At 54.2% G+C, this 21,452-nt stretch carries 14 protein-coding genes; 10 read left to right on the top strand and 4 right to left on the bottom strand.

What is annotated here, in order from left to right; translation table 11 throughout:
• The first annotated feature begins 787 nt into the window (after positions 1-787).
• The 5 genes from Pla52nx_RS31635 (at position 788) to Pla52nx_RS31615 (ending at position 6,478) form a co-directional block, all read left to right on the top strand.
• On the top strand, positions 788-1,651 hold the full coding sequence (locus tag Pla52nx_RS31635) for a DUF547 domain-containing protein (protein ID WP_146519262.1): 864 nt from the start codon (positions 788-790) through the stop codon (positions 1,649-1,651).
• Between the two features lie 23 nt (positions 1,652-1,674).
• Complete coding sequence (locus Pla52nx_RS31630; RefSeq protein WP_146519263.1) at positions 1,675-2,370, top strand: hypothetical protein; 696 nt, start codon at positions 1,675-1,677, stop codon at positions 2,368-2,370.
• A gap of 36 nt (positions 2,371-2,406) precedes the next feature.
• Positions 2,407-3,027, top strand: a complete 621-nt coding sequence (locus Pla52nx_RS31625) for a peroxiredoxin-like family protein (RefSeq protein ID WP_146519264.1) — start codon at positions 2,407-2,409, stop codon at positions 3,025-3,027.
• 126 nt (positions 3,028-3,153) lie between these two features.
• Positions 3,154-5,547, top strand: a complete 2,394-nt coding sequence (locus tag Pla52nx_RS31620; RefSeq protein WP_146519265.1) for an NAD(P)-binding domain-containing protein — start codon at positions 3,154-3,156, stop codon at positions 5,545-5,547.
• Positions 5,548-5,584: 37 nt separating this feature from the next.
• The gene (locus Pla52nx_RS31615; RefSeq protein ID WP_197454426.1) at positions 5,585-6,478 is read left to right on the top strand and encodes a DUF547 domain-containing protein; all 894 of its coding nucleotides are present in this window, start codon (positions 5,585-5,587) and stop codon (positions 6,476-6,478) included.
• Between the two features lie 746 nt (positions 6,479-7,224).
• Here Pla52nx_RS31615 and Pla52nx_RS31610 read toward each other — a convergent pair.
• Positions 7,225-7,881, bottom strand: coding sequence for a hypothetical protein (locus Pla52nx_RS31610; RefSeq protein ID WP_146519267.1), 657 nt, complete (start codon positions 7,879-7,881; stop codon positions 7,225-7,227).
• Between the two features lie 519 nt (positions 7,882-8,400).
• Between Pla52nx_RS31610 and Pla52nx_RS31605 the strand changes: the two genes are divergently transcribed.
• The gene (locus tag Pla52nx_RS31605; RefSeq protein WP_146519268.1) at positions 8,401-9,201 is read left to right on the top strand and encodes a glycosyltransferase family 2 protein; all 801 of its coding nucleotides are present in this window, start codon (positions 8,401-8,403) and stop codon (positions 9,199-9,201) included.
• On the top strand, positions 9,194-10,831 hold the full coding sequence (locus Pla52nx_RS31600) for a hypothetical protein (RefSeq protein WP_146519269.1): 1,638 nt from the start codon (positions 9,194-9,196) through the stop codon (positions 10,829-10,831). The genes Pla52nx_RS31605 and Pla52nx_RS31600 overlap by 8 nt, the downstream gene beginning before the upstream one ends.
• Here the strand turns inward: Pla52nx_RS31600 and Pla52nx_RS31595 are convergent.
• The 3 genes from Pla52nx_RS31595 to Pla52nx_RS31590 all read right to left on the bottom strand — a co-directional run bounded on the left by Pla52nx_RS31595 (position 10,779) and on the right by Pla52nx_RS31590 (position 12,580).
• A complete protein-coding gene (locus tag Pla52nx_RS31595; RefSeq protein ID WP_146519270.1) occupies positions 10,779-11,498 on the bottom strand; it encodes a Crp/Fnr family transcriptional regulator in 720 nt (239 codons plus the stop codon). The genes Pla52nx_RS31600 and Pla52nx_RS31595 overlap by 53 nt on opposite strands.
• A gap of 233 nt (positions 11,499-11,731) precedes the next feature.
• Complete coding sequence (locus tag Pla52nx_RS33075) at positions 11,732-12,001, bottom strand: zf-HC2 domain-containing protein (RefSeq protein WP_425289856.1); 270 nt, start codon at positions 11,999-12,001, stop codon at positions 11,732-11,734.
• 18 nt (positions 12,002-12,019) lie between these two features.
• The gene (locus Pla52nx_RS31590) at positions 12,020-12,580 is read right to left on the bottom strand and encodes a sigma-70 family RNA polymerase sigma factor (protein WP_231741855.1); all 561 of its coding nucleotides are present in this window, start codon (positions 12,578-12,580) and stop codon (positions 12,020-12,022) included.
• A gap of 1,419 nt (positions 12,581-13,999) precedes the next feature.
• Between Pla52nx_RS31590 and Pla52nx_RS31585 the strand changes: the two genes are divergently transcribed.
• The 3 genes from Pla52nx_RS31585 (at position 14,000) to Pla52nx_RS31575 (ending at position 21,220) form a co-directional block, all read left to right on the top strand.
• Complete coding sequence (locus Pla52nx_RS31585) at positions 14,000-18,142, top strand: DEAD/DEAH box helicase (RefSeq protein ID WP_146519271.1); 4,143 nt, start codon at positions 14,000-14,002, stop codon at positions 18,140-18,142.
• A 321-nt stretch (positions 18,143-18,463) separates the two neighbouring features.
• Positions 18,464-19,045, top strand: a complete 582-nt coding sequence (locus Pla52nx_RS31580; protein ID WP_231741856.1) for a CesT family type III secretion system chaperone — start codon at positions 18,464-18,466, stop codon at positions 19,043-19,045.
• The gene (locus Pla52nx_RS31575; protein WP_146519273.1) at positions 19,046-21,220 is read left to right on the top strand and encodes an AAA family ATPase; all 2,175 of its coding nucleotides are present in this window, start codon (positions 19,046-19,048) and stop codon (positions 21,218-21,220) included.
• Positions 21,221-21,452: the final 232 nt, after the last annotated feature.

The following is a 21,452-nucleotide window of genomic DNA, read 5'->3' as shown; positions in this document are numbered from 1 at the left end:
TGTGCAACCAGAACCATGATCCGCCAAGGAAACCGCGACTCGACCGAATGGACACCGCTGACGACCGGAGCGTTGACCACTTTCGCGAAACGAGCAAGATCACAACGAAGACGAAAGCAACTCGTCCGCGCCGGAACGCCCGTCGCGTTGCTTCCCCTCCTCCTGCTGCTGGTCTCGCTGGGTTCATCGGACGCGCCCCAGCCCTCGCAGCCTCGATTCGGAGGCATCACGTGCACTGACGTGGTTTCGCATCTTGATTCGTTGAGTTCCGGGGACTTGGCCCCGTCTCTAGTGACTGCGATCCAAACCCATTTGCTCAAGTGTCCTGACTGCCGCAAGAGAATGGAGTCGATGCAAAAGCCACAATCAGTAGCTCACAACAAAGACATTCGAAATACTTCTTTAGAGAGTTCGTCACCTCACAGTCAGTTTCTAGTTGCCTCCGTAGAGTGAGTGACGTCAGGCGAGACGTTTCGCCGGATGTTTGAACTCTTGATAAGGATTATTCATCAGCCGGCACGCGATAGCGTCCGGTTCCCGATTACAGGCGGAGAACTGGACGCTATCGCGTGGCGGCTGATAGACGCAGACTGTTTTCGTGCCAGTCCGCGTAAACAGTTTCATGAGAACGTGTTGCGATGACTATCGTGAGTCGAGTGACTAATCCGGGCTGGAACTTGCCATGATTTGGCGGGCTTGAAGCTTCGCTCGCTATTGTCATTTCGTTCGGCAAAGCGAAGTTCGTTTGCTCCCATCCCAACCTTTTTCTCGAATGGAGTCCCATCCCATGAAATGCATGTCAATTTCATTTTGCCTGGTTCCGCTGGCGGCTGTGTGTGCGTTACTGATTCCTTCTCAGCAAGCGGCGGCGGGAACGAAGGTTTCCGTTGGCGCGAGCGTTGCTCCTGTGCAGCAAGTATCGGTCGATCAGATTGACCACCGAAGCTGGGATGCGTTACTGAAGCGCTACGTTGACCAGAACGGTAATGTGAACTACCAAGCATGGAAACAGTCAGCGGCAGATCAACAGGCCCTTGACACCTATTTGTCACATTTGTCCGCTGCCAACCCCAATGCCCAAGCGTCATCAGCGGCCAAGCTCTCGTTCTGGATCAATGCTTACAATGCGGTCACGATCAAGGGAATCTTGCGTGAATATCCGACGTCCAGTATCCGCAATCACACCGCAAAATTGATCGGCTACAACATCTGGGACGATCTGCTGTTGACCGTCGGAGGCAAGCCTTATTCATTGAATCAGATGGAGCACGAAGTTTTGAGAAAGATGGGCGAGCCGAGGATTCACTTCGCGATTGTTTGCGCCTCCATCTCCTGCCCGCGATTGCTCAATGAAGCTTACACCGCAGATCGTCTCGACGAACAACTGTCAACGAACTCGCGGAACTTCTTCTCCAACCAACGAAATTTTCGATTTGACGCGCAACGTCAACAGTTCCAGCTTTCCGCAATCCTGGAGTGGTTTGGCGAGGATTTCGGTGCAAACCAAGCATCCCAACTTCAACGAATCGCTCCCTACTTGCCACAAGGCCCGGCACAGCAACTCGCCTCTCAGGGCCGCGGCTCCGTCAGCTTCTTGGAATATGACTGGGGCCTGAACGATCAAGCGACCACGAGAACAGCTCGCAGGTAATTGCCTAGGCAGGCGCCAGTCATGTGCGTAACGCAATTCTGGTCGGAACACCGAATACGGGATCCACTTTTGCAGTAGAGGACCTTGTCAACGGCCACCAACTCTCCCGTTTCTTTCCTTATTATCCGCCTGCCGTCTTGGGAACGATGCCATCAGTCTATCAGCTCCTCCCTCGACCGCAGGATGGACGTGTCGTCGATACCGTGACAGGTGAATCATTGGATTTCTATGATGTGCGAACTTGGATGGAGCGTGGCTGGGGCTTAGCGAACCGTGGCGATGCCAGCGATTTGGAAGAGTTGCTTCCCGCCACCGCAAACGAAGAGCAACGCTATTGGGTCGCCGTGGATCATTTGCGAAATTGCCTCGCCCAAGCCAAGGCTTTTCACCAAGCCCTCGACTCCCCTGCCGAGTCGCCTGCTGGCACCAGCCTGCACCTGATTGTTGGCACATCCCTCAAGACTCCCAGCGTTCTAGCGTCTGACGTTGGAAACAACGTCGTCAGACGCCAAAGTGAAGAACCTGGGGACAATACAACAACGGTGCGTAGCGCTTTGGGGCCCATGCAGTACGGTAATCCAATCATTTCTTGGACGACGATCGGCGAAGTGAGTGCAAATCATCGAAAACTGACCTCCGACCCGGATTTCACGACAAGGATGCTCGAACTGCTGATGGAACCCCGGCGGACTACTTCCGAAGATGTACATTTTCCCTAGTGCCCTTCGTTACTCTCCTTCAAAAGGCAACATTCCATGGTCCGCTCCGTAATCCTGGCTTCTCTGGCAGCATCTCTCATCGTGACGTCGACCGCAGGCGGCGGCGAACCTTCCATTGCCAAATCGGCTGAACAGACCAAGCCCATCGAGCAGGGGACGCAAATACCTGATGCGACCCTCTGGGACGCCAAGGGAGAGGAGACGACACTCAAGAGACTGACGGAGGGCAAAACGACGGTACTGGTGTTCTTCCGAGGCGGATGGTGCCCTATCTGCACGCGACACACAGCACAATTGATCAAGGCTTATCCGCAGATCCAATCCAAGGGAGCACAGTTGGTGGCAATCAGCCCTGACAGTCCGGCTAGTACATCGAATAATAAGGCCAAAAACTCCATTCCATTTGCCATCTACTCGGACTCCGACTTAAAGGCATCCAAAGCCTTTGGCCTCGCTTTTCAAGTCGACGATGCGACAGTGAAAAAGTACAAGGGCTTCGGGATCGACCTGGAATCGGCTTCGGGGCGGGACCATCATGCCCTGCCAATCCCCGCCGTTTATATCGTCGATGCGACTGGCAAAATTGTGTTCGCACACAGCGATCTAGACTACAAGAACCGTCTGGACCCCGCTTCGATCATTGAGAAACTCCCATGATTTCTTGAAATCCGATCCATTGTGAGTGACCTCACGGACACGACCGTGGAGCCCCAGTAACGTCTCGCGGAAAAGGCATCTTCCAACAGGAAATGCTCGATCGCCAAGAATGTACAAGGATGTTTCATGCAGACGAGCCGAAGCCGTTCCCGCAACAAAGCGACTTACTTCGCGACCGTCCCGACCCAGGAAATTGTGCCGGTCACCAACGATCGTCACGAGAGTAGTGTTTCGGGAATCTTTGTCATTGGTGACGCTACCGGCACGCCGCTGGTCAAAGTTGCTGCTCAACACGGTCGGGAAGTGGTCCAATACTTGGCGAAATCAGACGCCGCATCGGATCCAGCCGATCGACCGCTGGATGTCGTGATCATTGGTGCGGGACCGGGAGGAATCTCGGCGGCTGTCGAGGCGAAACGGCAGGGTTTCCGGTACGTGTTGCTCGAGCGCGGGCAGTTGGCCAGCACCATTGCCGACTTTCCACTTGGCAAGATGGTGTATAGCGAGCCGCGTGGCGTCTCGGACTCTAGCGCCATTGGTTTCGACGTGGACGAAGATCGAGACACGTTCATGGATCGCCTCGATCGACTGGTCACCGAGGAAGGGCTCGTCGTCAAGAAAGATACTTCCGTCGAACGGATTGAACGACGGCAGGACGGCGCTTTCGAAGTCGTCACCTCTGAGTCAAAACGCTTCCCGACTCGCCAAGTCATCATTGCGATCGGTCGCCAGGGAGAGCCTCGACCGCTCGAATGCGTTGGCGCGGACAAAGAAGGACGCGTTGTTTATCAACTGCGATCGCCGACCGACTATGTGAATCGTGATGTACTGGTGGTCGGTGGAGGCAACTCCGCAATCGAATCCACACTGATGCTGATGCAGCACAATCGCGTCACGCTGTCGTATCGTGGCACAGAATTTTATCGGGCCAAGAAAGAAAATCGGCGTCAGTTGGAGGCGGCAATTCAAGACGGTGGATTGCGAGCAGTGATGTCCAGCCAGGTTACCGAAATCGGGGATCATGATGTCCAACTAACGGTCGGCGACTCCTCGGAGACGCTTCGCAACGACGTTGTCATCGCCAAACTCGGTACGCTGCCTCCGATCGACTTTTATCTCAATAGCGACTTGGAATTGGATGGCATCTGGAACAAGAAGCGTGTTTTTTATGCATTGATCGGTTTGCTCGTTGGGGTGTTTATCTACTTCGGTGCAAAGCATCTTGCATTGCACCCTGATGCGGCGGGACAAGGGAGATGGCTGATTCCGGGAGCAGACCACCTGGCGAGTGTCATTCCTCTTAAAACGATGTCGGCGATATGCCAATGGTTTCTGCCACTGATCCTGCTCCCCATGTTGGCAATCGATCTGATCGCGGCCGGTATGCGATCCAAGGGAAAACACCCGATTCTCGAAATACCGCATGGGCGAAAGATCTTATGGACCGGCGCATTAGCGTACTTGGCGTCGCACCTCTTGCCATCAGTCGTAACGCTCGACCCTGGACAAGCCGGTCCTGGTCCGTACTACGTTCCCGGCTTTGCCTGGATGTATCACTTGTTACCGACATACTTTGGCAACGCTTACGGTCTGTACTACCTAGCGTACTTTTCAGCCATTGCCGGATTCGGAATCTACTGGGCCGCGAAGTCGGGTCACGCGATGATCTGGCGACGCAACCTGACGATCATCGTAACCCAATGGACACTTTGGTGGGGGATCCCTACTTTCATTGCCGTTTTCCTGGGAAGGAATCCTTGGACGCCATTGATCTCCAAATCACTGAACGCGTGGCCGCTCAACTTAGCCGCCTTTCAGGTTGCCCCCGCAGTCGGCCCTAGTGATCCGGCATGGTGGCATACCGTTGCTGTCGCGGGCGTCGTGTGGGCCGTGTTCCTGACTTTCGTTGTGATCCCGCTGATGACGATTCGCTGGGGGAAAATCTATTGCTCTTACATTTGCTCCTGTGGAGCATTAGCGGAAACCGTGGGCAATGGATATCGGCATCGAGGCCCCAAGGGAGATACTCCTCGTCGATATGAACGATACGGATTTGTGTTTGTCGCCTTGGCTGCCATCGTCACCATCGCTGATCTTTATGGATTCACCGGCCCTTTGTCCCAATACAACCTGTGGGTCGGGACGGCGTTGGCAGGCGCAGTCGCAATCGGCGTTTATCCGTTTCTTGGGCAACGCCTGTGGTGTCGCATGTGGTGCCCGCTGGCGTTTTGGATGAATTTTTGGGGCAGATGGTCTCGCTTCAAGATCACGCCCGAGCCAGGGAAATGCATCGACTGCAACGTGTGCAACCAGTACTGCCAAATGGGAATCGACATTAAATCTCGTGCATTGAAGGGGTTGCCGATCACCTTGACGGATTCTCCTTGCGTCGGTTGCAACGAGTGCATCGTGAGATGTCCCATGGATGTTCTTCACTTGGGTGACCTCAACACCTCAACGAAATCTTTACCAGTGATCGCCGCTGAAGCGACCGAGCAGGATGATCGCTGTGTGGCGTGATGCGAATCCTACCCAAACAGAATTTGGAGAAATCCCAGTGAAGAAGAACGGATACTATGGTCCATTTTTTTGGCTTGCACTCATCTCCTTCGCCGTTCCCTTCGTGGTCGCTGCCAAGGCGTTCCACGAGGTCAAGTTAACGACCCGTCCCAGCATCTCTGCCGACCCCTCAGGAGTGGACCACAATCTGTGGGATTACCTGCTGAAATCATACGTCGACGGAGGACTGGTCGACTATGACGCGATGTCGCGTGACTATCTCTTCAGAACCTATCTCCGACAGCTCTCCGAGGCTGAGCCACAAAACTTGACAACCGCGACCGACCAACTCGCGCTGCTCTGCAACGCCTACAATGCGTTTGTCATCGACGGCGTCATCCGCCACAAGATTGCCGATTCGGTGATGAACTTCCAACAAGACGAACTGGGGTTCTTTGACATCAAAGAGCATCTATTTGCGGGAAAGACACTCAGCTTGAACCAGATCGAACACGAGCTGATCCGCAAGCGGTTTCGAGAGCCTCGGATACATGTCGCATTGGTCTGCGCCGCACGTGATTGCCCATCCATCCGACGAGAGGCATACACCGGCCGCCGTCTGGGCACGCAACTCCAAGACCAAAGCGTCTTATTTGCCAACACACCCAAGTACGTTCATTACGATGAGTCCACAAATACGGTGCAATTGAGTCCGCTGCTCGATTGGTACGGAGACGATTGGAGTACCGCCGGCGGCTATTTAGCTTGGCTTTCTGGATTGACCGAGGATCAGAACTTGAAACAGAAACTCATCCACGCGAACCTTGGGTCGGTCGATGTTGTGTTCATGGATTACGACTGGTCGCTCAACGGTCAAGGAGTAACGCAATCTGCTGGAAAAGCCGACACCCCCAAGGCCTCCTTCGGTTCTGGTACGGTTCCCAATCAATAAGTGTATTGAGCTGAGTTTCGAATCGTTTGAGCGCTTAGACATCAGTCTTGACATTCCCGATATGTCGCGAGGAGTCAGTGGTTTGGCAAGGAATCTATTCAGATTTTTTCGCCCGAGTGTGAGCCTCCTCACACCTCAATCGCTACTGTCTGCCCACAATTCCCAGACTGTTTGGCGCGTCAAATCGTGCCAATAACGATTTCGATACCTCGCCTGGAAGAATCTAAGAATGAAATTTGCGTCACAACGAACGGTCGTCGTAGTACTGGTTTCGGCCGTTTCCGTCTTCGTCCTCGGGACGAATGCTTTCGCGCAGAGCGGATCTCGCGGAGGCTACGCGGCACCTGCGATGTCTTCATCATCCGTCCCAACTTATTCAGCACCCGCCAGCGCCCAGGCGTATCAACAGCCAGCATCAATGGTTACGGGTGCAGGTTGCGCGTCAGGGAACTGTGCAGGAGCAACCGTAGTGTCGAACGCGCCGGTATATCACAGCTACAGCCAACCAACTTTCTCCGCTCCCGTACCTCAATATGGATCCCCGAGCTATCCCGTCTACTCTTCGGGCTACGTGAGCCAACAAATTGCGTATCCAAACTATTCGTCGGGCAATTCCAATTACTTCTCTGGTCACTTCGTCCGGCCGCATTGTAGATTTCAAAACTGTCGTTGACAGTTGCGGTGAATCGTGGAATGGCCCATTCGCAATGGACTCAAGTGCGTACCCTGGGCTGTCGATCGATCCTTTATTGCTCGCGCGCTGACAGCTTAGTTGATGCGTGTGGCCAAGCGTCCGACCCACGATCGTACGAATCCGAATCGCACGCATTGGGACCATCCCCTGACGCACGCCCTGTCCGCTCGACAGGGCGCCCGCCGCGAACACGATTGGTCAGGTGACCGGCACCAGCACCGACCAGTCGGCCCAGCGGGGCACCATAGGGAAGGAATGAGGCCACTTGTGCTCCCCAGCTCCCACCGTAATCGGGTTCAATCACACGCTTAGCGTCCTGCAGTTCTCGTGCATCACCTCGTCGACTGTAATATGCCAAAGCTTCCTCCCTCGCCCGTGACTCGTGGATCATTCCCACCAACGGTAGTTCCTGAGAGGCCGCATACATCCCTGGACGAGACTGCTGACGCACATCTTTGGCATAGGCGGTGCGGGCAATGGCCAGGGGAGCCAAGTCAGAATAGATGTGGGTTGTGTCGGTAAATGGATTGTACCAATCGCCGCCAAGAAGACGTCCCGGCAGTAGTGTGTATTTCAAGCCATTGTAGACACCAAACGTGTACCGCCATCCCGGATGCACACGTTGATTTGACACAAGTCGTTTCCATTCGCCCCAAGGATGATACTGATTCACTCGCACAAGCGTTTCATTGAGCTGATTTCGGTCCATGTACTCCAGTAACGCGGCTTCCGTTTCCTTGGAAACCTGATGATTGTCCGCCCTATGATCCCAAAGGGTCAGTTTGGATGGGATGCCGACAACCGAACCTATCCCGTCAATGAGTCGATTAGGTCTTCCGCGTTCAACGTGAATTTCGGTTGCTGGGTCGCGGTAAGCAAGAGAGGCGGCCTGGTGAAGGAATGACTGACACCCACTCGCTAGCAAAACGAGTAAAGGAATCAAATTCAGTAGCAAAGGTCTACGCCACATTTAAATCTATCCGTTTCAATCCAAGAGGCCGACGAGTCTGTCATCTAATGGATCGGATGGGCGAGGGCTCGCAAACTGTTCCTGATCTAACAGTTCATGGCATTGGATTTTCATGCTGTAACTCCTTGTAGCATGCTGTAACCGCCTGCAGCATAAAGTTGCTCAAATTGTGCGATGCAACACAGACGTGCGGGCCAGACGCAGATATGATCATTCATGAGGAAGGATACCTCACGTGCTCCCCTTAGGAAATAAATCATGTCAACCGAAAGCAATCGCGGAACCATCGAAGCATTTGAGGGCATTGCGGTCATCATCCCGGCGCTGAACGAAGAGCATTCTCTTCCGTTGGTGCTTCAGGATTTACCTCGCGTTGGACGGGTCATTGTCGTTGACAACGGCTCGACCGATAGCACCGCCAGTGTTGCAGCGGCACACGGTGCAACAGTGGTCTCCGAAACCAACCGAGGCTACGGCGCAGCCTGCCTAAAGGGTCTTGAGACGCTCAGAGCATGCTGCGCTCGATCGGGAAATCCGCCGCAGATTATCGTTTTCCTCGATGCCGACTACAGTGATTATCCCGAGTTTCTTTCTGCATTGGTTTCGCCGATTCAAGATGGCCAATACGATTTCGTCCTCGGCTCTCGATTGCTAGGAGAACGCGAACGGGGCGCAATGCCGCCGCAGAGCGTCTACGGAAATCGATTGGCATGTTTCTTGATGAGAATCCTGTTCGGCGTCCGCTACACCGATCTCGGTCCGTTTCGTGCGATCGACTATCGCAAGCTGCAACAGCTCGAAATGGAAGACAAGAACTTTGGGTGGACGATCGAAATGCAGATCAAGTCGGCTAAACACGACTTGCGATTTCTGGAAGTTCCTGTCCCCTATCGTAAACGCATCGGGCACAGCAAGATCAGTGGCACCCTAACCGGCACGATCAAGGCCGGTTACAAAATATTGTGGTCGATCGCCAGGTACGGGCTGATCGCCCCGAGGTCGATCCGCAGCACTCGATCTGCAGCGTTTGCTCAGGCGACTCATATCGGCAATGGTTGAACGCGAGACAGGACCACCGAGTCATCGACAACTGGTCCACATGGGATTGCTGGTCTGCGCCTCCGCCGTGATTTACGGATGGATTTCTTGGCTGAGCTGGCGGTTCCAGTATGGTTCGGACCCACAGCAGCGACCGACCCTGCTGACCCTTGCGCTGTTTGGGCTCCTTTTCTTTGTGTATCTGCTTGGCATCCGACTGGTTCGAAAATTCTCTGACCATCGCCGGTGCCTCCAGATCGTCATTGCTGGCAGCGTAGTGTTCCGTGTGACGATGTTGTTCTCCATTCCGATCTTGGAGATCGACATCTATCGATACATTTGGGACGGTGCCGCGACGTCGGCAGGTGTCAGCCCCTTTCTTTATTCGCCTGAAAAGGTCAAGAACGCCAGTTCGACCGTCGATGACGATACGTTGCAACGACTTGTCGATCTTCGAGATCATCGACCGTCGCTTGCCGCGGTGCTGGATCGTATCCATTTTGCCGAGCTACCAACCGTCTATCCGATCGTCAGTCAGGTCGTGTTCGCCCTGTCCGACATAACGACGCCAGAGCAAGCAAGCATTTACACTCGCTTGATCGTGATGAAGACGTGGTTGACTGCGTTTGACTTGGCAACACTTTGGCTGGTCATCAAGCTATTGCGGGTCGCCAGACAGCCCGTCTCGCTTTCGATCATCTACGGTTGGTGCCCACTTTTGGTCAAGGAAATCGCAAACAGCGGGCATCTCGATGCGATCGCCGTGTTCTTCATGACTCTGACCGTTTACCTGATAGCCAAACAAATCTCTTGCGTAGAGAGAGGTTCGGTAGTACCGACGCGTGTGTGCCTGGCAACGGTTGTCGCATTCGCACTTTCCGTTGGAGCGAAATTGTATCCGATCGTGATCGCACCGATGCTCGCGGTGCACGCGTTTCACAAGATCGGCTTGCGCCGCAGCATCATTTGGGGTGGAGTTGGATGCCTTTTCATCGTCATGTTGCTGTCGCCCATGACGTACCGGGGGACAGCTGGCAGTGACCCTGGTGAGGGCGTCAAGACGTTCTTGCAACGATGGGAGATGAACGATTTCCTGTTCTTGATCACCGTCGAAAACTTGCGTCCTGACAACGGACGTGGGGCACACGCAAAACCCTGGTTTACCGTCGTGCCGGACTCCTGGCGGCGCTCACTTGCAGAGCTTGCCCCTCCGTTTCTGATCGCAAGAGGAGTCACCTCGCTCACTTTCTTGCTGATTGCATTCTGGATTGCCCGGACTTACGGAAACGGTCGCCACCAAACCGAAGATCAGGTTGCTTGGTTTCTCGAAGGCGTGTTCCTCACCATCGCGTGGTTTTGGCTGCTTGCGCCGACTCAAAATCCGTGGTATTGGACATGGACGCTACCATTGCTGCCCTTCGCAAAGAACCGTGCCTGGGTGTGGATCAGCGGAATCGTTTTTGCATATTACCTGCGATTCTGGTTCACGGATCACTTCCCAGACTCTGCTGTCTTGGGAACTCGCTATGCCGGACCCGCGTTCTTTGATTTTGTGTTTACCTGGATCGAATTTGCACCATGGTTCCTGCTGCTGTTATTCAATTGGGTCCGTCGAGGTGATCCCAAGTCGATTTCCGATGAACTTGACTAGCCATTCGAGTAGCATCCAGCAACACAATTCGTTTTCTACCGACCTCGATCAAACCCTCGTCTTTCAGATGCCCAAGGAGAATCGTAACGGTTTCACGGGTACTACCCATCAAGTTGGCAAGCTCTTGGTGTGCCAGCTTGATCCGAAGCCTGATCCCATCCGAACAGTGAATCCCGAACTGTTCAGCCAAGTCGAGCAGGAGGTGGACCAGCCTGTCGTGGTTGGACAGGAAGAGCAGATTCTTGAGGCGACGTTCGATGCGGTGCCTTCGGAGTCCAATCATTTTTGTAAGCGAGAGAGCCACCCGATGATTTTTCTCGACCAGCTCTTGCATTGCAGTGATCGGTATCATGACCAGTGTCGATGCTTCGATCGTTTCAACATACTCTTCACGCGTTTCTCGCTCAAATACGGCCAGTTCGCCGAACAGCTCGCCGGGTTCGACAAACGCGAGAATGGATTGCTTGCCTTCGTTGGTCAGATTGCAAATCTTTGCCATTCCGCTCGTTAGCAGAAGAACACTGTCTGCCACTTCGCTGGGTAGATAAATCGGCGTTCTCGCTGCGAACTTGCGAGCCCGACATCTTGGTTCGATTCTTTCCAAGCTCTCGATAGAGAGCTCCGAAAAAATGTCGCAGTGCTGTAAATGCCAAATCGTCCGTTGCACAGATGCGTTTCCAATCTCACAACGCGATCGGTGGCAACTCGACGGTTGCTGATCACCGAACACTCTGTTGAACAGGACGTAGAACTGTGAGGATGCTTACAGAATGTCCCAAAATTTATGCTTGCGAACGAGCAACAACCGATCCGTAGCATCCAGTCTTGAAACTTCAACCGCACACCGGGAATGGTGACCTCGCCGACTACTGGTGATCTCCATCGCACTCTTGCCAGCGATCACGGCTCTTTATCATCACCGCCAATTCTACTGTTAACTTCAGCTTGAATCCTTGCTTTGGAACTGGGGTTCAAGCAAATGGATTCATCTTGCTCCTTCTCGACGATTTGACCTCGAACGTTCGACCTGAGTCTCCGGAGATCACGCCAGAATGCTCCGCAAAGGCGGCACATCTTGAGGTGCATCCACACTTCAATCCGGTCTCGAAATGACAATTTTCGATCGAGCGAGCTTGAGACAAGCTTTGAGATTTCTTTACAACTTCGCATCATTCGCCGGCCTGCATCCTATTGTTTTTCGTGTAGCCAACGTCTCGTCATGCAGTCGGCCAATCTCAGCCGTGCCCTGTGAAGCAAGACCCAAAGATTAGACGTGGAAATCTGCAACTCCTTACAGATTTCGGGCGTTGACAATTCGTCAACTTCACGCAACAGAAAAGCACCCGCCTGCTTGTCCGGCAATTCAGACACACACCCCTGAAAGATGGGCCAAAACTCATCGCGGTCGATTGAGTCCAAGGGCTCGAGCAGTGTAGCTCGCACTCTCTGTCGCCAACGGCCGTGTCGATCAAAAAAGTCATCAAGGGACTCGTCAGACTCGTCGCTAAAATCTCGGGTCTGCGATCGATTTCGCGATCGTAGATGATCAATCAGTTTTCGCTTCAATATGCTCATCAGCCAGCCTTTCTCGCTACCAGCACCGGCAAATTGCGATTGATTTGCGAGCGCAGCGAGCAGCGTCTGTTGAACCAGCTCTTCCGCCAACTCAGCGTCTTGAAGGCGAGAGACGACGTACCGGAATAGCGCATCGCCGTATCGATCCACCCACTTCTCAGGCGCTAGTTGCATCGTGTCCATTCCCACAGAACTCAACTTCGTGATCTCCTTGGATCGTGAGATAGCACCGGGGCTCGATCGGATTAGGTGAATTGACGACCGATGGCGAGACGCTGAATGCTGGTTTGTTCGCTCCGCCTCCAGTTCCCGAAAGCTGCACGTCACTGCATATCGAACCCAGCTGGTTAAATGGCCGTCTCACATTCTGGCCCGCCATCGTGTCAATATCCGAACTTTTCTGCTAAAAATCATTGCGGCGGAAGAATAGCCCAGTAACCGCCGAGTCGTCACTTTTTCCTCGTCAGATTGGGAAAGCTTTGCTGGGGTTAGGCCTTGTATTGGGTTTTCGCCGGTGATAGATGTTGCCGGCCTTTTTGATGTCGCGTTCTTGGCCGAATTGAGATCGGATGTTTTCATTGACCGGCTGTGACTCTTTGTTCACAGTCTAAATAAGATGGATTCATTCCTCCGCCGAGACAAGCTCGACGGAAGGAGCTTCGAATCAGAAAAAGGAGGATCGAATCATGTTTGGAAGTTGGAAATGGGAGGAGTGAAGTTGGTAGTTGGCTTTTCGTGCGCGACGTCGCTTGGGATGGATGAGTGTTGGATGAAGCAACGCTTCAGCGCTCGGCCCCCTCATCCCCAGCCCTTCTCCCCCAGAAAAGCTGGGGGAGAAGCCAGAGTGGACGAGTGGTGCGGATTGTGGTTCGAGGCCCACGGCTAGGCGCGGATGATTCATCAGCCGGCACGCGAGTGCGTCCGCTTCCCGAGTATAGGTGTGAGAACCGGACGCTATCGCGTGGCGGCTGATGTGCGCAGACTGTTTTCGTGCCAATCCGCGCAAGCCGTTCCACGCAAACGTGATGCGATGACTATCGCGCCAGCGGCTGATGTATCAAACGGCGACCTCCTGCGTTCAACGTAAACCAAGTCGCTACTATCACTTGCGTCGCAGCGACTGACGCCCATGCAATATCCGGGCTAGCGTAAGGGCTGTTCAAAATCTGGGGTTGTGGCACTGTGCGATCCGCAAGTTTCTGTCACGCCCCTCGGTCGCAGCTGGGAGGTAGCAGTTGCGAAGCACGACGCAAGGCGTCTGGTTTGTTTTTGGGCGGATGGTGGTGTTCGTTTTCGACTTGGAAAGTCGAACGACAATCGTCGCTCGACTTTCCAAGTCGATAGCGCGTGCCCCGCTAAGCATTTTGCCGTTGCCAATCATTGACTTGCGCAGACGGCCCCTCCCTCGCATTCGCCTGAACGGCAAATCGCGACCTCACCCAAGTTCCTTTGGGAAGGCGACAGTGGGCAAAAACGGCACAAAGAAAAACGCCGAAACATCAATTCAACCCCAAATTTGAACAGCCCAGGCCTGCCCTCTTTGTCTCAACCGTGGTGATTCTCAACTTGGGTAGTCCATGTCAGAATATCGGGATGAATACACTGCAAAAAGAATACGGCCGTTTGGATGTCACCAGAAAGCGAGTCTTGCAGGTGATGGCTTTTCAGCATGAAGCGAGCAGCCTCGACGCGATCCACCGACACATCAAGACCTTTGATCTGCGACAGGACAACGGCCGACTCTTCACTCAAGCCTTTCTCCGTGACTCGCTGCAGCATTTCATTCGCTTGAGATTGCTCAACACGACGCGCACGCATCCTCACCCCGACTTGATGGACCTGCTCATCCGCGAGGGGCTTTCCGGAAATTGGGCACGCGAACTAGTCTCGCTCGCCAAGTCCGCCAGCCGTTGGGCAAGTCGCAACCCGCAACTGGATTTTTATCTTGCCTTTTATCTTCAAGATGCAGAGGCGTGGAAAATCGCCCGACGCGATATCACCGATGGCTCCATACCATTGCTGTCTCCCTTCTGTGAAAACATCTTTCGACAACTGAAGCCGCAGTTTCAGGAGGAGTATTTTTCGTTTGTTCTCCCCGCATGGATTACCGGTACGGCGAGAGACGAACAGGGCTTTCAAGCACTTCGTAAACTGCTCAACGGCGATGCTCCCTATTCAAATGAATTGATGCCGCAGTTGGTGGAGTGGGCGCTGGCGTCGGGAGACCGGGCATTGCTGGAACGGATAAACGACCAAACAGCCGGCACGATGAACGATGTCGAGGGCTGTGTGAGATTGCTGCGAGGCGATTTTGATACCGTCTTTGATCTGCTTTCGGGGACCCTATCCAATCGATCCAACAAACGCATCCTGACCAAGTTTGGTGGATTGCCCTCGGTGTTGGCAACGTTCGCGGCCGTCGCTGGCCACCCAAACGCCAAATGGGAGAATGCATGGAAGGCGAGCGAAATGGCGATCAAGTCAGGTGTGTCGCCCTATGCCGACGCTTTTGCCATCGTTCAGTTTGGCTTGCAGTTCGTGAGTGCTCCTGGTGATACGACGAGACTGATTTCAAACTTGAATGGAAAGGCGAAGACCCCGATTGCCAAATGGGCGGCGGGCTACTTGCAAGCCTGGCTGGCAAGCGGCGGTGACGATACCTCGCAGGTCAATGGGCTGATCGATGCGGCTGGTTCGTTGCAAGCCAGTGGGTGCGAGTGGTTGGCCGCGGAAGCCTATGCGGCTGCGGGAAAGTCCAATCTAAAGACAGCGGAAGAACAGCAGAAGCTCGCAGAACAGCTTCATCAGAGCCTCGAAACCGCAAGCCTGGTGCGTTTCGTGGAACCCGAGCCGGCTTGGTCGAGAACATTAGCGGCGATCGCAATGTTGGGAAGTCAAAAGTCGCCTTCCGCCCAATCAGGCACCGACCCACAAGCGACGGACCGATTGATTTTTGAGATTTCCCACGACAAACATGACTTTCAGCTAGAAGTCTTTCACCAAGTACGCAAAGGAAAGGATTGGTCCAAGGGACGCAAGGTGGCGTTGTCGCGTTTGTTTCACCAGTACACGGAACCGGATTTCGCATTCCTGACGCCGGAAGATGTGACGCTTTGCCAGACCCTGAGAAATTGGTCTGAACGCGGCCACTACGGTTATCCAGAGGAGTATACCGAATTTGAAACGCGATCCGGTTCACGTGCATTGATCGGGCATCCCAGGATCTTTCGTCCGGGTAAACGCGACCAACCGTTAGAGATCGTCGAAAAGCCGATTTCGCTGATCGTTCGAGAGCTCGACGATTCACAGATTGAGTTGGTCTTGGAGCCAAGGCCTGACGGACTCCACGACGTTCAATTCGACAAAACTGCCACGGGTGACATCGCCGTCACGATCTTTGAAACTTCGCATCTGGAGTTGCAGAAGATGCTCGGCAGAGGCTTGCGAGTTCCCAAGTCCGCGTCGGCCAAAGTGCTCGAAGCCGTCACACAACTGGCCTCTGTGGTGACGATCCATTCCGAAATTGGAGACATGGGACGTGGAAACGCCGGGCAGTCAAGCGACGGGTCAAAAAGCGGTAACGAGCCGACCAGCACTGCGGCGCGAAGAATCGATGGCGATGCACAGTTGCATCTTCATTTGATACCGATCGGCGAAGGATTGCGTGCCGAGCTTTATGTGCAACCCTTTGGCACGACTGGTCCTACGTGCCGACCTGGCGAAGGCGGCAAGACCTTGTTTGCAACCATTGATGGCGAAGCAACGTCGGCAGATCGCGATTTGACGCGTGAGGTTGAAAACGCTCAATCGTTGATCGATCGATGCCAAAGCTTTGCGAGTCATTTGATCGAGAACTGGACAGCCAGCTTTCCCACTCCGATCGAGTCTCTCGAACTGCTGTTGGCTCTCGAATCTCTGAACCAAAATGATTGCGTCAGTGTGCATTGGCCGAAGGGGCGATCGTTGCGACTCGCCGGTGAGGCAAGTGAGTCGATGATGCGAGTGCGTATTCGTCGCGACCGCAATTGGTTTGCCGCATCAGGGGAACTCAAGCTGGATCGTGATCGCACCATCGACATGATGCAATTGCTCGACTTGGTTGCGGCTTCGCCGGGACGATTTGTCCAACTGGACGACGGGGAGTTTCTCGCTTTGACGAGCAATCTCAGGCGTCGCATCGAGGACTTGCGGATGTTCGGTGATGGTCGCTCCGCGAAAGGCAAACTGCGTTTCGGGGCCGTCCATGCGGAGTTGCTGGAAAACTTGGGCGACGTAAAGGTCACCTCTGATGCGCATTGGAAGAAGTGCCTGAAACGGATGAGGGACTCCACCGAGGTTGAAATCAAGATACCGGAAACGCTGCAAGCCGAGTTGCGACCCTATCAGCACGAGGGCATTGCGTGGATGCAACGCCTGGCGGCATGGGGAGTCGGCGGTTGTTTGGCAGACGACATGGGATTAGGGAAAACGCTTCAAGCCATCGCGGTCTTGCTGCAACGGGCTGCTGAAGGTCCTGCGATCGTTGTCGCACCGACCTCAGTGATTCACAATTGGCAAGACGAAATCATTCGGTTCGCCCCGACACTGCGTCCACGAATCCTTGCCGAATCGTCACGCAACGAACTGCTTGATTCGCTTGAAACCAGCGACGTGTTGCTGTGTTCGTACGGTTTGATGCAAAACGAAATCGACAAGCTCAAGAAGATCGATTTCGCCACGCTCATACTCGACGAAGCACAAGCGATCAAGAATGCCGCTACGCAACGTTCAAAGGCCGCCAAACAGTTGACCGCCGACTGCCGATACTTGTTGACGGGAACTCCGATGGAAAACCATCTGGGCGAACTATGGAACCTGATGGACTTCATCAATCCGGGGCTTCTTGGCAGTTCCGAGAGTTTTCAAGATCGATTCGCAATCCCGATCGAGCGAGACGGCGACCCTGTTGCTCGCCAGGGGCTCAAGCGACTGGTCGCACCATTCATTCTGCGTCGCACCAAGGCTCAGGTCTTGACCGAGTTGCCGCCACGAATCGAAACGACGCTGCGAATCCAGCCGAGTGATGACGAAGCCGCCTTCTATGAGGCAGTCCGACTTCGGGCCGTTGAAAAACTGGCCGAAGCCGCCGACGGGAAACCGCAACCGTTACAAATCCTCGGCGAAATCATGCGGATGCGGCGAGCATGTTGTCATCCGAAATTGGTCATGCCTGAGTCGGACATCGAAGGATCGAAACTTGCTCAGGTGCTGGAGACAATCGATGAACTGCGGAGCGGAAATCATCGTGCGTTGATCTTCAGCCAATTCGTCGACCATTTGCAATTGGTGCGAGAGCAACTCGACCAACGCGGGATCGCTTATCAATACCTCGACGGCAGCACGCCGGCACGAACCCGAAAGCAGAGTGTCGATGCCTTCCAGGCGGGCGAAGGCGAGGTCTTTCTGATTAGCCTCAAGGCAGGTGGTACCGGTTTGAATTTGACGGCGGCCGACTATGTGATCCATTTGGACCCCTGGTGGAATCCGGCCGTCGAGGATCAGGCATCCGATCGCGCCCATCGCATCGGCCAGCAGCGTCCGGTCACCATCTATCGCATGATCCTGGCGGGCACGATCGAAGAAAAGATTCTGAACCTTCACGCAACGAAACGTGATCTCGCGGAGAGTCTGCTGGAAGGCACCGATCGGAGCGGCAAACTCACGACGGATGAACTGCTACGCTTGATCAAGTCCTAGCCCGGATTATTCACGCGACTCACTACAGTGTTCGCAATACGTTTGCATGAGACGGCTTACGGGGATTGGGACGAGAGCAGACTGCGCATATCAGCCGTCACGCGATAACGTCCGGTTCTCCGCCTGTAATCGAGAACCGGACGCTATCGCGTGCCGGCTGATGAATAATCCGGGCTAGATCCAGGCGGCCTGGAATCAGGGGTTGCCTGCCCCACAACCTGGGGCCTTTCCATTATCATGTCCGCATCCTGAACGGCATTGTTGCACCATCCCGCTCGCCGGCGACTCACTCCTGAGCTATACAAAAAGGCCTACTATCCCATGGCAACCACCTATCAAGAAATCAGCAAGCACCTTGACACGCTGGGACTGAAATACGACGTCAAAGAGGACAAGTGGATCCGTGTTGGCTTTCAGACCAAAAGCTATCGCGACACCGATGGCGATGAAGGCATCGGGATCGTGATCGTCCTGGAAGAAAACGGAGAATTCATCAAGTTCTTTACCCCGATGGCATTCAAGTACAAAGATGGCCCCCATCGTGAAGCCATTTTTCAAACCTGTCTCGTCATTTCATTGCGAACCAAGGGCGCCCAATTCGAGTACGACCCCAATGATGGCGAGATCCGGATGATTCTGGAGTTTCCACTTGAGGACAATGACTTGACGGCCAACCAGCTTCAGCGATGCATCCATTTGCTGGTCGGAATTGCGGAAAACTATTATGAAGTCATGATGAAGGCGATCAACGACGGCGAAGCGGCGACCCTGGAAACCGACACGCAGTCGCGCGCCGCAGCGATCGCCCAACTGGAGGCGTTGTTGGCTCGCATGAAAGCGGATGCCGGAGTCGAGGGTGACGGTGAGACCTCCGGCGGCACTGACTTGGGGATTGATCTCTAGATGGACAGCATACATCCAGAACTTGTTCCTACCTTTGTTGCGGCAAAACGACACGCCCTGCGTCGGCATTCGCAAGCCATCGAGTTGCCTGATTTGTTTCATGCGCTCGTCGAATCCAACCCGGTGTTTCGTGACCAACTGATTCTGCAAGGCTTTGTGCCCATCGAGTCCGTTACGCCAGCAGACGTAGAGATTGACGAAAGCCAGCGGGTGACGTTGGCGCCTGATCTGAAGTCGATCATCGAAGAACTTTCGACGACGGGGGATCGCAAGGTCCGAATGGGCGAATTGCTGCAATCGTTGGAACCATTGCTGCAAGACAAAGCGACAACGCTCTTTCAAAAAGGAGACCGGGATCCCTCTGAACTGTCTGTTGCTCCGATCATCAAACCCGAGTCGCAGCCCGAACCGGAAACGATCAAGCTGCCGGTACTGGAAAGCCTCGCACGTGAGATGACCCCTGCCAAGCTGAAGAACCCGATCGTAGGTCGTTCGTTGGAGGTCAGTCGACTGTCAAGGATTTTGACGAAACGCTACGCGCCCAATCCGATTTTGGTGGGTGAACCAGGTGTGGGAAAAACGGCGGTTGTCGAAGGTTTTGTTGCTATGCTCGGGCACGATAGCTGTCCAAAGGCGCTTCGCGGACGACGCGTGTTCCAGATCTCAGCAACCGACTTGGTTGCGGGAACGGGAATCCACGGCAGCATCGAAAAGCGGATCAAGGAACTCGTCGAAGAACTGGAGATGCACGGCGACAAAATCATTCTCTTTGTCGACGAGATTCACCAATTGGTCGTCGGAGGCGGCAACAGCAATCCCGGCGACATGCTGAAACCTGCTTTGGGTCGCGGGATCTTTCCATGCATCGGTGCCACCACCCTGCGTGAATTCAATTTGATGGAGCGACATGATCCCGCTTTCTGTCGCCGATTTGAGATTTTGCCCGTCAAGGAACCGACCGAACCCGAGACGATTCAAATTCTCAAGGGACTGAGCGATACCTTATTCTCGCATCACGATCTGCCCCTGCCCAGCGATGAGCTGTTGCAGACCTGCGTGGAATTATGCCGGGATCATTTGTCACATCGCCGATTTCCCGACAAGGCCATCAACCTGCTGGACAGTGCTTGTGCGCTTGCCGCCAGCGAGACCGCACCAAAGCTACAGGAGCATCACTTGCGATCGGCTCTGGCGGAAAGAACCGGCGTGTCATCGATCGCCAATCGCGAGCTTTATCGAGAAAGCCTCGCCGATCTGGGCAAGAACTTGGCCAAACGAATTGTGGGCCAGGACGACGCGATCCAAAGCGTCTGCAAAAAGATCACGACATGCAAATTGCAACTCGACCTACGACCAGCCCGACCCGATGGAGTCTTTCTCTTCACCGGCCCATCCGGTGTGGGTAAAACCGAGTTTGCTCGGCAACTGTCGCGGCTGCTGACCGACGACAAATCCGATTCCTTGATTTTTGTCGCGATGAGTGAATACCGCAGCGAAGCCGATGTGCAGAAACTGTTCGGCTCGCCACCATCCTATGTAGGCTACGGCGAACCGACAAAGCTGGAACGTGAAGTTCGCCGATTTCAAAGTGGCGTGCTGTTGCTCGATGAATTCGAGAAAGCCCACCCCAGCGTCCAAATCGCATTTTTGAACGCGTTCGAGGAAGGCCGCATCACGTTCGGATCAGGGCAAGTTGTCGCGATCTCACACGTCACGGTGATCGCAACCGCTAACTTTGCCGTCGGTGCGGACAAGCCAAAGTTCGGCTGGGCGATCCCTGGCGAGGAAACCGAGGCACGCGAAGACATTCGTAGCGAAGTTCCCGATGTCTTGATCAATCGCTTTGACGAAGTCATCGAGTTCAAATCGATCTCCAAAAAGCATGCCAGAAACATTCTGACCGACATCATCCTTGCCCATGCCAATCGAAATTACGCGCGACATGAAATTCAACTGGAACTGTCTGAGGACGCGCTCAGTCGAATCCTGGACCAAGGTTATCATCCCGATTTCGGCGTCCGCAATTTACAGCGCAGTTTCGAAAGCCTCGTTCAACCGCTGGTCGTCAATCTGCTGACGCAGCAGACTCAGGACAAGAAAGGCCTCTGGACAGTGGACATTCGTGGTGCCGACAACGAAGTCATCTTGGTGCCGGCGGCCACGCCAGATAAATAAGGCTCCGCTAAAAATTGATCCTCTGACCTGTCCGGTCTGGCTAGTGCATCGTCCAGTCTTAGAACGTGGGTTCGGTAGATGAGCCGTTTTGGCGTTAGCCACGGTTTTCGTGACACAACCGTGGCTAACGCCAAAACGGCTAACCCCAAAATCAAGACCGGATGATGCACTAGCCCGGATTATTCATCAGCCGCTGGCGCGATAGCGTCCGGTTCCCGAGTATAGGTGCAAG

The sequence above is a fragment of the Stieleria varia genome (genome assembly GCF_038443385.1).
GTDB lineage: Bacteria > Planctomycetota > Planctomycetia > Pirellulales > Pirellulaceae > Stieleria > Stieleria varia.
Note: the sequence above shows the minus strand (reverse complement) of the source record. Positions and strands in the feature narration are given on the sequence as shown.

Coding starts and splice junctions, on each gene's coding strand:
- Pla52nx_RS31625 (WP_146519264.1), top strand. CDS start 2,407: ATGGTCCGCTCCGTAATCCTGGCTTCTCTGGCAGCATCTCTCATCGTG.
- Pla52nx_RS31580 (WP_231741856.1), top strand. CDS start 18,464: ATGGCAACCACCTATCAAGAAATCAGCAAGCACCTTGACACGCTGGGA.
- Pla52nx_RS31590 (WP_231741855.1), bottom strand. CDS start 12,580: ATGCAACTAGCGCCTGAGAAGTGGGTGGATCGATACGGCGATGCGCTA.
- Pla52nx_RS31620 (WP_146519265.1), top strand. CDS start 3,154: ATGCAGACGAGCCGAAGCCGTTCCCGCAACAAAGCGACTTACTTCGCG.
- Pla52nx_RS31610 (WP_146519267.1), bottom strand. CDS start 7,881: ATGGACCGAAATCAGCTCAATGAAACGCTTGTGCGAGTGAATCAGTAT.
- Pla52nx_RS31575 (WP_146519273.1), top strand. CDS start 19,046: ATGGACAGCATACATCCAGAACTTGTTCCTACCTTTGTTGCGGCAAAA.
- Pla52nx_RS31635 (WP_146519262.1), top strand. CDS start 788: ATGAAATGCATGTCAATTTCATTTTGCCTGGTTCCGCTGGCGGCTGTG.
- Pla52nx_RS31600 (WP_146519269.1), top strand. CDS start 9,194: ATGGTTGAACGCGAGACAGGACCACCGAGTCATCGACAACTGGTCCAC.
- Pla52nx_RS31605 (WP_146519268.1), top strand. CDS start 8,401: ATGTCAACCGAAAGCAATCGCGGAACCATCGAAGCATTTGAGGGCATT.
- Pla52nx_RS31585 (WP_146519271.1), top strand. CDS start 14,000: ATGAATACACTGCAAAAAGAATACGGCCGTTTGGATGTCACCAGAAAG.
- Pla52nx_RS33075 (WP_425289856.1), bottom strand. CDS start 12,001: ATGCGAAGTTGTAAAGAAATCTCAAAGCTTGTCTCAAGCTCGCTCGAT.